This is a genomic window from Kitasatospora sp. NPDC029312 (assembly GCF_055569215.1).
The window spans coordinates 16,748-31,236 of record NZ_JBVHXY010000068.1; the positions used below are offsets into that span (position 1 = coordinate 16,748).

10 protein-coding genes and 1 pseudogene are annotated in these 14,489 nt (G+C 69.4%); 4 read left to right on the forward strand and 7 right to left on the reverse strand.

Annotated features, from left to right (window positions below; genetic code table 11):
* Nucleotides 1–217: 217 nt before the first annotated feature.
* Nucleotides 218–1,999: a glycoside hydrolase family 15 protein gene (locus ACZ4WV_RS33935; protein WP_465752708.1), complete on the reverse strand. Its 1,782-nt coding sequence runs from the start codon at nucleotides 1,997–1,999 to the stop codon at nucleotides 218–220.
* Nucleotides 2,000–2,661: 662 nt separating this feature from the next.
* On the opposite strand from ACZ4WV_RS33935, the gene ACZ4WV_RS33940 reads away from it, so the two are divergent.
* Nucleotides 2,662–5,814 (forward strand): FAD-binding and (Fe-S)-binding domain-containing protein, encoded by a 3,153-nt coding sequence (locus ACZ4WV_RS33940; protein WP_465752710.1) that lies wholly within the window; start codon nucleotides 2,662–2,664, stop codon nucleotides 5,812–5,814.
* A gap of 236 nt (nucleotides 5,815–6,050) precedes the next feature.
* On the opposite strand, the gene qcrB is transcribed toward ACZ4WV_RS33940, so the two are convergent.
* The 5 genes from qcrB to ACZ4WV_RS33965 all read right to left on the reverse strand — a co-directional run bounded on the left by qcrB (nucleotide 6,051) and on the right by ACZ4WV_RS33965 (nucleotide 10,914).
* On the reverse strand, nucleotides 6,051–7,751 hold the full coding sequence (gene qcrB, locus ACZ4WV_RS33945; protein WP_465752713.1) for a cytochrome bc1 complex cytochrome b subunit: 1,701 nt from the start codon (nucleotides 7,749–7,751) through the stop codon (nucleotides 6,051–6,053).
* Nucleotides 7,752–7,788: 37 nt separating this feature from the next.
* Nucleotides 7,789–8,265 (reverse strand): hypothetical protein, encoded by a 477-nt coding sequence (locus ACZ4WV_RS33950; protein WP_465752715.1) that lies wholly within the window; start codon nucleotides 8,263–8,265, stop codon nucleotides 7,789–7,791.
* On the reverse strand, nucleotides 8,262–8,531 hold the full coding sequence (locus tag ACZ4WV_RS33955; RefSeq protein WP_465752719.1) for a hypothetical protein: 270 nt from the start codon (nucleotides 8,529–8,531) through the stop codon (nucleotides 8,262–8,264). Before ACZ4WV_RS33955 ends, ACZ4WV_RS33950 begins: the two co-directional genes overlap by 4 nt.
* Nucleotides 8,532–8,629: 98 nt before the next feature.
* Nucleotides 8,630–10,312, reverse strand: a complete 1,683-nt coding sequence (locus tag ACZ4WV_RS33960; RefSeq protein WP_465752723.1) for a cytochrome c oxidase subunit I — start codon at nucleotides 10,310–10,312, stop codon at nucleotides 8,630–8,632.
* A complete protein-coding gene (locus tag ACZ4WV_RS33965) occupies nucleotides 10,270–10,914 on the reverse strand; it encodes a cytochrome c oxidase subunit II (RefSeq protein WP_465752725.1) in 645 nt (214 codons plus the stop codon). The genes ACZ4WV_RS33960 and ACZ4WV_RS33965 overlap by 43 nt, the downstream gene beginning before the upstream one ends.
* Nucleotides 10,915–11,117: 203 nt before the next feature.
* On the opposite strand from ACZ4WV_RS33965, the gene ACZ4WV_RS33970 reads away from it, so the two are divergent.
* On the forward strand, nucleotides 11,118–11,615 hold the full coding sequence (locus tag ACZ4WV_RS33970) for a phage holin family protein (protein WP_465752727.1): 498 nt from the start codon (nucleotides 11,118–11,120) through the stop codon (nucleotides 11,613–11,615).
* A gap of 293 nt (nucleotides 11,616–11,908) precedes the next feature.
* Here ACZ4WV_RS33970 and ACZ4WV_RS33975 read toward each other — a convergent pair whose 3' ends face one another.
* Nucleotides 11,909–12,262: a hypothetical protein gene (locus tag ACZ4WV_RS33975; RefSeq protein ID WP_465752729.1), complete on the reverse strand. Its 354-nt coding sequence runs from the start codon at nucleotides 12,260–12,262 to the stop codon at nucleotides 11,909–11,911.
* A 206-nt stretch (nucleotides 12,263–12,468) separates the two neighbouring features.
* Between ACZ4WV_RS33975 and ACZ4WV_RS33980 the strand changes: the two genes are divergently transcribed.
* Together ACZ4WV_RS33980 and ACZ4WV_RS33985 are read left to right on the forward strand one after the other, a co-directional pair.
* Entirely contained in the window at nucleotides 12,469–14,265 is a 1,797-nt protein-coding gene (locus ACZ4WV_RS33980) for a thiamine pyrophosphate-requiring protein (RefSeq protein ID WP_465752731.1), read from the forward strand.
* 26 nt (nucleotides 14,266–14,291) lie between these two features.
* Nucleotides 14,292–14,489, forward strand: a pseudogene (locus ACZ4WV_RS33985) (enolase C-terminal domain-like protein); the annotation flags it as partial.

Genomic DNA, 14,489 nt, shown 5'->3' on the forward strand with positions numbered 1-14,489 from the left:
GGCCGGTCCACCGGCCAGTCGTCACCCGGGGAGCTGGCGGTTGACGCCAGGCGTCACCTTCCTCGACCTCGACCACGGCTCCTACGAAGTCTCCGACCGACAGGCTCACTCCCGCAGCGCCAGCTCCGGGCCTCCTCTGCTACCGGCGCCCCCTCGCCCGCGGAGCGGCCGCCGGCCTTGCGCTTTGTGCGGGGCTCTCGGCTGGCAGGCGGCGCCCTCAGCGCGGGAGCGCTGTGGCGTCGCTGAGGCGGACCGCGCACTCCAGCAGGAGGGCGTGGACGAACGCCTGGGGAAGGTTGCCACGCAACTGGCGCTGACGTACGTCGTACTCCTCCGCGAACAGCCCGGACGGCCCGCAGGCCGCCCGCGTTCGTTCGAACCAGCGCAGCGCGCTGGCCCGGTCACCGAGATGGTCGGAGGCCAACGCCATGGTGAAGCCGCACAGGAGGAAAGCCCCTTCGGCTTCGCCGAGGTGGACGCCCGGGTGGATGAAGCGGTACAGGTACCCGTCTTCGGCCAGCTGTTCTTCGATGAAGCGGCGGGTGACGGCGTTGCTGGGGTCGTCCGCGGGCGGGCAGCCGCGGGCCAAGGGGGTCAGCAGAGCGGCCTCCGGTCCGTCGTCGTCGCAGGCGCGGCGCCAGCGACCGTCCGGGCGCAGGCAGCGGCGACGGGTCTCGGCGTAGACGGTGTCGGCCAAATCGGTGAACCGCCGCGCGCCTGGGCCGGGTAGTGCCCGGGCCATCTGGCGCAGGCCGGCCACTGCGCTCAGCCGGGACTGGGTCCACCACCGCTCGTTTAGTTCCCACAGGCCGGCGTCGGCGCGCTGCCAGTTGCGTTCCACCGCGCTGAGCGCGACCGTGGCCGCCTGCTGGGCTTCGGGTGTGAGTCGATCGTGGTGAGCGGCGGCCGCGAACAGTTGCAGGGCCTCGCCGTACGCGTCGAGTTGGAACTGTTCGGCCGCCTTGTTCCCGATCCGGTCGCTCCCGCCCGGGTAGCCGCGCAAGGCGAGCCTGGTTTGTTCGGGCACTGGTCCGCCGTCGACGGTGTAGGCCGGGTGCAGGTGATCGCCGTCGATGAGGATCCGCTCGGCGGTGAAGCGGACAGCGGTGTCGAGCAGCTCGTGCGGTCCGTGCGTGGCGATCGCCAGACCGGCGTAGCACTGGTCGCGGATCCACGCGAACCGGTAGTCGTAGCTGCGGCCCGTGTCCGCCCGTTCCGGCAGGGAGGTGGTGGCCGCGGCGACCATGCCTCCGGAGGAACTGGTGAGGCCGCGCAGCACGGCGTAGGCGTGGCGTGCGTCGCGAGGCGAGGCGAGCGCGGAGCAGTCGGGCACAGCCTGTCGCCAAGCGTCCTCCGTGGCGGCCCACAGCCGCTCAGGCTCCAGTGGGTCGCCGCACTCGCCCACGGACACCTCCAGGACGAGGTCGTGCTGCTCACCCTCGCGCAGCCGGAACTCGCCGTGTAGTCCGGACTCCGGATCCCAGGCCGCCCGGTGCGCCCCGGACAGGCGCAGCCGCAGCCCGTCGGCGGCCGCGGTCCACATGCCGTCGCGCAGGCGGGGGTCGTGCATCCGCTCGGCGCCGAACCCGGGCCGCGGGTCGAGGTGCATGCGCAGTCGGGCCTCACCCTTCTCGATACGCATCCGGCGCAATAGGACCAGACGGTCGGGCGTGGCCGGCATGGTGAGTGCGTCGCGGCACTCGATCACCGAGTCGGCGGTGAGCCAGCGGTTGACCCGGATCAGCGTGCCGTCCTCGTAGTAGCCACCCCACACGCGCCAAGGGTCCGCCGGTTCGATGCCGTAGAACCCCGCGCCTCCGATGAGGGAGGAGAACACCGCGGAGCTGTGCCAGCGCGGCGCGCACAGCCAAACGATGCGTCCCTCGGGGTCCGCCACCGCGCCTCGCTCGCCGTCGGCGAGGACCGTGTAGTCCCGCAGCACCCATGGGAGGCACACGCCGTTCCTCAGCTGTGTCTCTTCGTCCGTTCTGTCGCTCATGAGAGGAGGGAGTTCCCGAGCCGCTCGGTCGGGAAACGAGCCGTGTGGCGGCGGCGCCGATCAGCGAGGGGCCCGGTGGCTCCCGAGCTGTCGGTCAGGAAGGTGGTGCGAGGCGTGTCGGGTGGTTCCAGCTCCGCGGAGCTCGGACGGATTGCTCGCCCGTTGCCTGACGCAGTTGCGCGAGGAACTAGGCCGTTTGGAGCCCTCCGGCGACGTTTCCAAAGATCCTCTCGGCTCCGTGAGAAGTTCGGGCGTTCCGCGTGCGGCTTCGACGGCCGACGGCCGGGGGCCGGGTGCCGGTGGACGGTGCGGTCACGGCTGGGGTCGGCTGTCAGGAGCCGGCCGCTGCCTCAGAGCCCGGGCGCCGACGGGCGCCTGTTTCCGCTCATCATCATGGAGCGGTCAACGATGTCGCCGCATCCCCGGGCGGGCCGGGGGCCTCGGGCAGGCGCGGTGGGGGCCGCTGGTGCGGGGCTGCGTGACGACCGGCTGCGCCCGGAGGGACCATCCGGCAGCATCCGTGTCACCGGCGTTTCTTCGCCGCGTGTCTGCACCGGCCGGGCCGGCCTCGGCCCGCACGCCGAGTGGCCGGACATCGGTCGATACCCCAAGTTGGAACCCGGATCAGCTTGAGCAGGGCTCGCGAAGGAGAACGAAGACCGATGGCGAAGCCGACCCGCCGGAAGACGCGCGACATCCCCACCAAGACGCACCCGCAGATCGCCGGAGCCCCGCGAGCGCGCCAGACGCTCGACGTCGGCAAGCTGGAACGGGCACTGCGCAAGGCCGTCGGCGGTGAGGTGCGCTTCGACACCGCCACACTGGGGCTGTATGCGCAGGACGCGTCGAATTTCCGGCAGGTGCCCATCGGCGTCGTGATCCCGCGCACGCTCGAGGACGTGGTCGCGACGCACCGGGTCTGCCACCGGTTCGGTGCTCCCATCCTCAACCGGGGCGGCGGGACGAGCCTGTCGGGTGAGACCGTCAATGAGGCCGTGGTCATCGACCACTCCAAATACCTCACCCGCATCGGCGAGATCGACCCGGGAAACCGCCTGGTGACCTGCGAGCCTGGCGTCATCAACGAGGAGCTGAACCGGCACACCGGCCGGCACGGCCTGGTGTTCGGTCCAGATCCCTCCTCCCACTCCCGGTGCGTGATCGGCGGCAACATCGGCAACAACTCCTGCGGCATCCACTCGGTGCAGTCACAGCTCTACGGACCGGGCCCGCGCACCAGCGACAACACCCACGCACTGGAGATCGTCACCTACGATGGTGAGCGCTTCTGGGTGGGCGTGGGCGAGGAGGGTCGGCTGGACGACATCATCGCCCAGGGCGGCCGCAAGGGTGAGATCTACGCGGCGCTGCGGAGTCTGCGCGACAAGTACGCCGACGCCATCCGCGCCGGGTTCCGCTCGGCGGACGAGGTGCCCCGCCGGGTGTCGGGCTATAACCTGGACGAACTCCTGCCCGAACGCGGATTCAACGTGGCGCGCGCACTGGTCGGCACCGAGAGCACCTGCGCCACCGTCCTGCAGGCTGTCCTGATGCTCACCCCGGCCCTGCTGCAGCGCACCCTCGTCGTCGTGGAGTACGACGATCTCGCGGCGGCCGCCGAGCACTGCACGGAGATCATCGAGCAGTTCAGACCAATCGGCCTGGAGGGACTCGACAACGAGCTCATCCGCGACCAGCAACTGCAGAAGATGAACGTGGAGGACCTCAAGGAGCTGCCGCTCCTGGGAGGCGGCGCCTGGCTGCTGGTGCAGTTCGGTGCGGACAGCGCCGAGGAGTCCACCGCGCAGGCCGAGCGTTTCACGCGGTGGCTCACGGACGAGCGAGGGTACGAGCAAAACCGCATCCGCATCGCCAAGAGCGAGCAGGAAGGCGGCACCAGCGAACGGCTCTGGGCGATCCGGGAGAGCGGCCTCGGCTCGACCGCCTTCCCGCCCGACGGCAAGGACCACTGGCCCGGCTGGGAGGACTCCGCCGTCCCGCCGGATCGGATCGGCGAGTACGTCCGCAAGTTGCGCAAGGTCATGGACAGGCACGGCATCACCGGAGCCATGTACGGCCACTTCGGGCAGGGCTGCATCCACTGCCGCCTCAGCTTCGACCTGCGCACCGCCGACGGCATCGCCACCTACCGGGCGTTCATGGAGGAGGCCGCCGACCTGTGCGTCTCCATGGGCGGCTCGGTCTCCGGGGAACACGGCGACGGGCAGCAGCGCGCGGAGCTGCTGGAGAAGCAGTACGGTGCCGAACTGGTCGAGGCCATGAGGGAGTTCAAAGCGATCTGGGACCCGCAGTGGAAGATGAACCCCGGCAAGGTGGTGGACCCCTACCGCCTCGACGAGAACCTCAAACTCGGCACCGACTACAACCCCCCGCGCCTGCCGGTGAAGTTCTCCTACAAGGAGGACGGAGGAGACTTCGCCCACGCGACCCTGCGCTGCGTCGGCATCGGCAAGTGCCGGGTCCCGCAGGCCGAGACGACGATGTGTCCCAGCTACCAGGTCACCCGCGAGGAGAAACACTCCACCCGAGGCCGAGCCCGCCTGCTCTACGAGATGCTCAAGGGCGAGGTCATCACCGACGGCTGGCAGTCCCGGGAGGTCTACGACGCCCTCGACCTGTGCCTCGCGTGCAAGGGCTGCACCAACGACTGCCCCGTCAACGTCGACATGCCGACGTACAAAGCCGAGTTCCTCCACCACTACTTCAAGTCGCCGAAACGTCGGCGCCCCCGCTACGCCTACGCCTTCGGATTCATCGACCAGACGGCAAGGATCGCCTCCCGCATCCCGGAGGTGGCCAACCTCGTCACGCAGACCCCGGGCCTGTCCCACGTGGCGAAGCTGGTGGCGGGTATCGACCGGCGCCGTCCTCTGCCGCGATTCGCGTCCATGACCCTCCAGGACTGGTTCGCGCAGCGGGGTGGCACCGCCAATCCCGGCGGCCGGCCGGTCGTCCTGTTCCCGGACACCTTCAACAACCACTTCCACACCGAAGTCGGCGTGGCCTGCGTGGAGGCGATCGAGGCAGCGGGCTGGCGAGTCATCATGCCCGCCCAGCACATCTGCTGCGGCCGGCCGCTGTACGACTACGGCTTCCTCGACGTCGCCGAGCGCTACCTGCACCACGTCCTGGACGTCCTGCGGCCACACGTGCGGACCGGCACGCCCGTCGTCGGCATGGAGCCGAGCTGCCTGGCCGTCTTCAAGGACGAGCTCACCAAACTCCTCCCGCACGACGACGACGCCCGCCGACTCGCCCAGAACGCCCACCACTTCGCGGAGTTCTTCCAGCACTTCGACATCGAACCGCCGAAGCTCGACGGAAAGGCGCTCCTGTGGGGCCACTGCCACCACCGCGCCACCGGCGGCATGGACCCGGAACAGGAACTGCTGGAGAAGATGGGCCTCGACGTCCGGAACCTGCAGGGCGGCTGCTGCGGACTCGCCGGCTCCTGGGGATTCGAGACCGGCAAGTACCAGATCTCCGTCGAATGCGGAGAGCAGGCACTCCTGCCCGCCGTGCGCGACGCCGACGACGACTGCCTCGTGGTGGCCGACGGGTTCTCCTGCAAGACCCAGATCAAGGACGCCGGCACCGGCCGGCACGCCCTGCACATCGCCGAGGTGATGAAGCTCGCCCGCGACCACGGCAAGCACGCGGTGCGCCGACTTCCGGAACGCGCCGCCGCCTCCGCGCCGGAGCCCGCGGTCCGCACTCGGGTGATCCGGCTCTCGGCCGCCGCCGCGATCGCGGCGGCGGCCGCCGCGGCCGGCTTCCGGATCGCACGCCGCTGAATCCGCCGAACCGCAGTCCCGGGCAGATCGTCGCCCCGGCCATGGCCTGCCGCGGCAGCTGGGACAGGTCCGTGCGGCGTGGGTCCGTCGACTCCCCTGACTGCGGTGGGGTGGCGCCGGCTCTGGAGACGGGAGGAACGCGAGCGAATCGGCCGCAAGTTCCGCAAGACCGAGGACCACGCTCCCACGCGGGCGCTCACGGTGGCGCTTGGCCATTGCCGCTCGTGTCTCACCGGTCAGGGGTGTGGATGGGCGCGGTCTGCCGCCCGGGCCTGCTCCGCACGGCGTTCGGCTTCCGCCGGTGGTGCGGTCGCCTCGGCGATCCGGGTACGCAGGTACGGGGTGGTGGGGAGGGGGACCCTGGAGCGGTGGAACCAGCGGCTGAGCCGCAGACGTAGGCGGCGCACACTCGGGCGGATCCAGAGCCACGGCCACAGCCAGGGCTGACGCCACGCGTGGCGGTGTCGGGTCGGCGGCGGCAGGCGTTCCTCGGTGAGGACCTCGTCGGGGTAGCGCACCAGGATGCCGTGAGCTGCTCCGCTGCTCAGGGCGGTGCGCTGCCGTCGATAGCCGGCGCCTTCAGGCCGGACGGTGCTGATGGCATCGCCTTCGCGGAGGCGGTCGTGGTCCTGGAGCTGGAGACCGAGACACAGTCTGCGGGTGGCCCGGTAGACGAGGAATGGCAGGATCAGTAGGCAGATCCGCAGGGTGTAGGTGATGAGGTGCAGCTGGAGGTGGAACTCCAGGGCGAAGATGTCCTGCCCGGCGAGGAGCATCAGCAGGACGTAGACGGTGACTCCGGCCGCGCCGACAGCCGTTCGGGTGGCCTGGTTGCGCGGGCGGTCGCAGAGGTGGTGCTCACCGGTGTCGGCGGTGATCCACGCCTCGAAGAACGGCCAGGCGTAGAGGGTGCCGAACATCAGCAGGGGGACGACGACACCGGGGACGAACGCGGTCCACGCGAAGGTGTGCCCCCACAGTCGGGTCTCGTAGCCGAGCATGCCGCGCAGTGCGCCCTCGAGGAAGCCGACGTACCAGTCGGGCTGTGAGCCGCTGGAGACCTGGTCGGTGCGGTAGGGCCCGTACATCCAGATCGGGTTGATCTGCATGAGGGCGGAGAGAACCGCCATGAGACCGGAGAGCGTGAAGAACAGGCCGATGGACTTCGCGGCGTAGGCGGGGAAGAGCGGCTTGCCGACGACGTTGCTGTTGGTGCGCCCCTTCTCGGCCCACTGGGTGTGCTTGAGGTAGACGACCAGCATGAGGTGAACGGTGATGAGCGCGATGAGTAGGCCGGGGACGAGCAGGATGTGCGTGGGGTAGAGCCGAGGGATGAGCGCGTGGCCGGGATACTCCCCGCCGAAGATGAAGAACTGCAGGTAGCTGCCGACGATCGGGATCGACAGGACGATGCCTTCGGCCGTGCGCAGTCCGGTGCCGGACTGCAAGTCGTCGGGCAGGGAGTAGCCGGCGAAGCCTTCGAAGACGGCGAGCGCGAACATCGTTACACCGATGACCCAGTTGAGCTCGCGCGGGCGGCGGAACGCGCCGGTGAAGAACACCCGCAACAGGTGCAGCGTGATCGAGCCGACGAAGACCAGCGCAGCCCAGTGGTGCATCTGGCGCATCAACAGGCCACCGCGGACGTCAAAGGTGATGCGCAGGGTCGAGGCGTACGCTTCCGACACCTGCTCGCCGCGCAGCGGCGCGTAGGTGCCATGGTAGGCACTCTCGGTCATGTCCGGCACGAAGAAGAAGGTCAGGAAGACGCCAGTGGCGACGAGGACCACGAAGCTGTAGAGCGCGAGTTCGCCGAGCAGGAACGACCAGTGGTCGGGGAAGACCTTGCGCAGGAACTCCTTTCCGGCGGCGTACACCGGCACGCGGGCGTCGAGTGCGTCCGCGGCCCGTTGGGCGCGCCTGCCCCAGCGGTTCATCCTGTGCCTTCCCTTCCCTGGTGGCGCCGGGGGAGCGTCATGCCTCGTTCACCAGCGCCTGGGTCTCCTCCCGGCTGATCCACCGCCAGGTGGAGGCCAGTGCCGCCACCGGGACCGGGAGCATGGTCGTGATCATGATGAGCCCGTCGGTGGACTCCCCTGATGCGATCAGGGCGACGGCGGGCAGGTCGAGCAGCGGCGCGGCCGAGTAGAGATAGACGCAGCGGGCCGGTGGACTGAGCGGACGGTACGGTGTGAGGACCGGCAGCCAGAACAGGGCCGCGGCCCCGAGCAGGGGGATCGCCGTGAGGATGTGCTCGCCGGCGGTGAAGTGGTGCAGCCGCCCGGCCAGGATGGCGGCGGCGTGCACCGCCGCGTAGAGGGCGAGGGCGACGGGAGCGGGGACGGCCAGCCGCCGCCAGATCGAGGCGCGGCGGGAGGCCAGGACGCCGATGGGCAGCAGAACGGAGCCGGCGACACCGGTGACGGCCATGGAGAGTGCGTGCTCGGTCATTCGCCGCGGTCCTCGGCCGCACGACGGTCATGCACCGAGAGTGCTGCGGCCAGTGCCAGGAGCGGGACGGCGATGGCGAGCGTCCACCAGCCGTAGATGAAACCGGCGCCCGCCAGCGCGAGTCCGGCGCCAGCCGGGAGGACGGCGGATCCGCCGTGTACGGGGGCCGAGCGCGCTCGCCTGGCGCTGCCGGGGCGGCGGTCAGCCAGCAGGATTGCGCCGGCGGCGAGTTCGACCATGCCGACCACTGCTGCGTACAGCCACACAGCGTAGCCACCCTCTCCATAGCCCGCCAGGAGAGCGGCCAGTAAGCCGTTGCCCAGGCCCCAAGCGGCCACGACAGCGGGCCCCGGGTGGCGAATCGTCATCGCCGGACCGCCCCCTGTTTCTGGCGGAGGTCCAGGAGCGGGGCGGGACTGATGATCGGCGGAAGCGGTCGTTCGGGCGGGAAATTGAGCGCGGGCGGCGGGGAGGTGGTGGCCCACTCCAGGGTGTGGCTCTGCCACGGGTCGTCGGGCGCGCGATCGCGGCGCAGGGCCGCGCGCACGAGGTTCGCCAGGAAGGCGAGCATGCCCAGTGCGAGCAGTGCGGCGCCGCAACTGGCCAGCAGGTTGAGCGTGGTGAACCCGTCGAACCGCTCGTAGGTGGAAACGCGGCGGGGCATGCCGAGGTAGCCGAGTCCGAACATCGGCAGGAAGGTCAAGTTCGTGCCGGCGGTCAGCAGCCAGAAGTGAAGGCGGCCCAGCCGTTCGTCCAGCAGGACTCCGGTGACCTTGGGGAACCAGTAGTAGAAGCCGGCGAACAGGGCGAAGGCGCTTCCGGCGAACAGGACGTAGTGCAGGTGGGCCACCACGAAGTAGCTGTCGGTGACGTGGTAGTCGATCACCGGGGTGCCGACCATGATCCCGCTCAGGCCGCCGATGAGGAACTGGACGATGAAGGCGAGGGCGAACAGCATCGGAACCTTCAGGACGAGCCGGCCGCCGAGGATCGTGCCGACCATGCTGAAGTATTCGATCCCGGCGGGCATCAGCAGCAGGACCGAGGTCAATGAGTAATAGTCGTTGACGACTTGCCCGGTGGCGAACATGTGGTGGCCCCACACGCTCATCGACAGGGCGGAGAAGGCCAGCAGGGACAGGACGGTGCCGTGGTAGCCGAAGAAACGGCGGCCGGAGAAGACCGCGAGGACCTCGGAGGCGGCGCCCAGGTAGGGGAAGAACATCACGTAGACGACCGGGTGCCCGTAGAACCAGAACAGGTGCTGGTAACCGATGTTCCAGACGTTGTGGGTGAAGATCTCCGGGGAGATGCGTCCGGCGGTCAGCAGGGCGAGCGCCGCCAGGAGCGCGGGGAACGCGCCGATCACCATGAGGCAGCTGGCCAGCATGGACCAGGTGAACACCGGCATCCGGAGCATCGTCATGCCGCGGGCCCGTCGGCGCAGGATGGTCCACAGCACGGCCCAGCCCATCATCAGCGTGCCGGTCACGGCCAAGAAGGTACCGAGTACCCACAGGCTGCTGCCGAAGCCGGGGGAGTACGTACCGCCGGACAGCGGGGGATAGGAGAACCAACCAGCTGTGTGCGCGCCGTTGCTGGCGGCGAAGCCGGAGAGCATGGCCACCGCACCCAGCGCGTACAGCCAGTAGCCGAGCAGCACCGTGCGGGGCATGGCAATGGCCGGCGCGCCGATCTGGAGCGGCACCAGGTAGACGCCCAGGCCCAGCGCGAAGGGGGTCATGACCAGGTAGATCATGCCGGAGCCGTGGATGGTGAACAGCTGGTTGTAGGTGTGGGTGTCGACGACGTGCCCGTCCGGCTGGGCGAGTTGGCCCCGCATGATCAGGGCGAGCGTTCCCATGGCGAAGAGCAGGGCCAGCGAGGTGCCGAGAATGAGGATGCCGATCCGCTTGTGATCGGTGCTGGTCAGCCAGCCGAGCCAGCTTCCGGGCGAGGGCACGGTCGGCGGCGGGTACTCCTGCTGCTCGGTGGCGGGCGAGGTCATGCCGCCGCCGCAGCGGGCGCGGTGTGGGCTGGCTGCCACTTCTCGAACTCGGACGGGGAGACGGCGCGCAGACGGAAATCCATCAGGTGGTGGTTCTGTCCGCAGAACTCGGCGCAGCGGCCGACCCAGTCGCCTTCGTGGTCGAGCGTCATCGTGAAGGAGTTCGTGTGGTCCGGGAAGGCGTCGAGCTTGAACCGGAGATCGGGCACCCACAGCGAGTGGATGACGTCCTTGGACGTGAGGCTGACGCGCACGGGGCGGCCTGTCGGTACCACCAGGGTCGGGACCGTGCCGTGGGTGCAGTCGGCCCGGACCGAGGCCGCCGTGCCGGGGTAGTCGAACTGCCAACACCACTGGAAAGCAGTCACGTTGACATCCAGAGGAGGTCCGGGCGGGTCACGGTGCTCCCGGTGGTTGGCCAGCGCCGTGAACGTCACGAGGAACGCGGCGATGCCGCCCAACGCGGACAGGTAGATCAGTTCGAGGGTCTTCCTTTCGTGACGCCCGGAGGCCTCGACTCCGGGCCGGGCCCTGCGCCGGACGACGGCGAAAGTGACTCCCGCGCCCACCAGTGCGAAGACGACCGCCGCCATGACGGACTCCACCGCGAACACATCGTGGAATGTTCGGACGAAATACATCGAGTGTCGGGCTCCTAGGCTCCGAGGGCGACAGCAACCCATTACGGTGAGTGGTCGATTCCGGACGCTACGCTACGGAAGGCTTGAGATGGTTCGAGCCGCGACACGCGTAGGAACCTCGACGCGTCCATCCGCGCCGCGTTAGCGCCGATCGCTGCCGGGCACACGACGCCGTTCGATGTCAATCGGTGAGGAGGCCAATCATGAGCACAACCTCGAACGGCGCCGATCAAGGCATCGGTGAGGCGGCCCGCCGCCTCACCGACTCCACCGCGGATCTGGTCCGTCAGGAGATGAACCGCGTGCGGAGCGACCTGATCGCGACCGTGCGACAGGCGGGACTTGGCGCCGGCCTCCTGGTGGGAGCGGGCGTGTGCGGAATCCTGGGCCTGGCCACGGCCCACCTGACCCTGCTACGGACCCTGGAAAAGCGTTCTCGCCTCGAGCCTCAGCAGCTTTCCCGGCATCCGCCTACCTGTCCGAAGCCGCGGCTTTGCTGCCCGCTGCGCGCCGGCGGCTTGACGAGGCACTCAACCAGGGGACGAACGCTCTCCAGCAGGCCCAAAGCGACGTCGAGGACGCCAGAACATCCTCCTGAGGTGCCAGTCCGAGGCGCTCACCCCTGCCGGTCGGATTCACCTCCGTCCGTGGGCGTCGAGTCGGTGCGGCTCCATCCGAAGACTTCCAAGCCCTCGACTTGAACGGACCTCCGTCTGACGGGAGCCGAGGGGAAGGGTCGGGGCGGGCTGCCGGGTGTCACGGGGGTCTGACTGCTCGGCGCGGCGGGCGTCACCGCACCCGCAACGAGCCCGGCGGGGTGTTCCGGGGGGAGGGCGCCGCCGCCCGGCGCGCGCGAAGCGAGACGCCAGCCGTCGGATCAACAGCAGGAGCGCAGCACCGCGAGCACGACGGAGTGGAAGGGCGTCCTGGTTCGGAACGGCCGGGTGCTGTTAAAGGTGCGCGGCGATGCCGGGCGTGGAGCTGCGGCTCGTCGCTAAGGGACGGACCGTGGTTTCTGTGTGCGGGTCTCGTGCCTGGTCCGCAGCCGCAAGACGAGTCTGGCGGCGCAGACGGTCAGGGCAGCCGCCCATGCCCAGGCCAGGCAGGCGAGGACCACGGGCGGGCGAAGGGCGACAGCGACCGCGGACCAGCCGCACGCGAGGGCGACGAGCAGCACCAGCCAGGTGGTCCGGATCCGGGCTAGCCGGTGCAGCAGCCGGTCGACGCCACCGCCCACTCGGGGGGGACGCATGGTGCTCATCGCGAGGTCGAGTTCCCGGTCGGCGCGAAGGTGTTCCTCGATTCCGCCAAGGATCAGGTGCTCGCGCCAGGAGAGTCCTGAGCCCATCGTGATCGCCTCCTCGCGGGCCGCTACCCAGGGCAATGGCAGCTGTCGACGACGGGGCGTGTGTCCGTGGGGTATTGGGCTGAAACGGGTGACATCCGGAGCGAGCCTGCCGCCGAGCAGGTCAGGCCGCGGCGCGGTTTCCTGCCAGTCGGGTCGGGCAGGCGCGAGTGCACGAGAAGGTTCAGCCGGATGAGAGGAACGAGACGATGCCACAGGTCGCGGATTTCGTACTGCAGCGCTTGAGGGAGTGGGGCGTCCACCGGGTCTACGCTTACCCGGGCGACGGCATCAACGGGCTGCTCGGTGCGTTCGATCGCGCCGAAGGCGATCCGGAGTTCATCCAGCCTCGGCACGAGGAGATGGCCGCCTTCATGGCCTGCGCGCACGCCAAGTTCACCGGCGAGGTGGGGTGTTGCGCTGCCACTTCGGGGCCGGGCGCGGTCCACCTCCTGAACGGGCTGTACGACGCCAAGCTCGACCACCAACCGGTCGTCGCTGTGATCGGCCAGCAGAAGACCCTGTGCCTCGGCTCGCACTACCAGCAGGAGATCGCGCTCGAGCATCTCTTCGCCGATGTCTCCGAGTACTGCCAGATGATCGTCAACCCAGCCCAAGCCCGGCACGTCATCGACCGGGCGTTCAAGACCGCGCTCACCCTGCGGGGTGTCGCCACGATCATCATCCCGGAGGACATCCAGGAGGAGGAGGCCCAGCCGTCACCGCCCCGTACCCATGGCGCGGTGTTCTCCAGCGTCGGCTGGAGCCGCCCTCGTGTGCTGCCCAACGAAGGCGAACTGCGCAAGGCCGCCGACATCCTCAACGACGGCAGCCGGGTCGCCATGGTCATCGGCCAGGGTGCGGCCGAAGCCGCCGGCGAGGTCATCGAGACCGCCGAGCTGCTCGGGGCGGGCGTCGCCAAGGCCCTGCTGGGCCGCGAGGTGCTGCCCGACGACCTGCCGTTCGTGACCGGCCCGATCGGCCTGCTCGGCAGCATCCCCAGCGACCGGATGATGCAGCGCTGCGACACCCTGCTGATGGTCGGCACGAGCTTCCCCTACAGCGAGTGGCTGCCCGAGGAGGGCAAGGCCCGCGGCGTGGAGATCGACATCGACGGCCGCATGATCGGTATCCGCTACCCGATGGACGCCCACCTCGTCGGGGACGCCAAGGAGACCCTGCGCGCCCTGATCCCGTTGCTGCACCGCAAGGAAGACCGCTCCTGGCGTGAGGAGATCGAGGGCAACGTCCGCGAGTGGGGCGACATCCTGGACAAACGCGCCCACCAGCACTTCGACGGGAAGATCAACCCGCAGGCCGTCGCCCACGAACTGTCGCCGCGCCTGCCTGACGGGTGCATCCTCACCGCCGACTCCGGCTCCGGCACCAACTGGTGGGCCCGGTACCTCGACCTCAAACCCGGGATGCACGCCTCGCTCTCCGGCACCCTGGCCACCATGGGCCCCGGCGTGCCCTACGCCATCGCCGCCCGCTTCGCCTACCCCGACCACCCGGTGATCGCCTTCGTCGGCGACGGCGCCTTCCAGATGAACGGCATGAACGAGATGATCACCGTCAAGCGCTACTGGGACCGGTTGGCCGGCGGCGCCCCGTTCATCTTCTGCGTCTTCAACAACCAGGACCTCAACCAGGTCACCTGGGAGCAGCGCGCCATGGCCGGCGACCCCAAGTTCCCCGGTTCCCAGTGGATCCCCGACGTCCCCTACGCCCGGTACGCCGAACTCCTCGGCCTCAAGGGCATCTTCTGCGACCAGCCCGAGCATGTCGGTGCGGCCTGGGACGAGGCCCTGTCGAGCAGGGCACCGGTCGTCCTGGAGTTCAAGGTGGACCCGGACATCGCTCCGATTCCGCCGCACACGATGAAGTCCCAGGCCAAGAAGACCGCCAAGGCGATGCTCCACGACCCGGACCGGGGCCCGATCGCCAAACGGGGACTGCGCCAGAAGGTCCTGGAGTTCACCAGCCATCTGCCCGGCCGCCACTGACAACGGGCACTGGAGGACCATCCGCGATGAGTGATGCGCCCACAGTGGACGGCCTCGCCGTCCATGCCTTCACCGTGCCCACCGACGGACCGGACGGCACCGAGCAGGACGGCACGCTGGAATGGGCCGCGACCACCATGGTCCTGGTCGAGGCCCACGCCGGAGCCCGCACCGGCATCGGTTACACCTACGGCGACGTCTCCACCGCCGCCTTCATCGAGTCC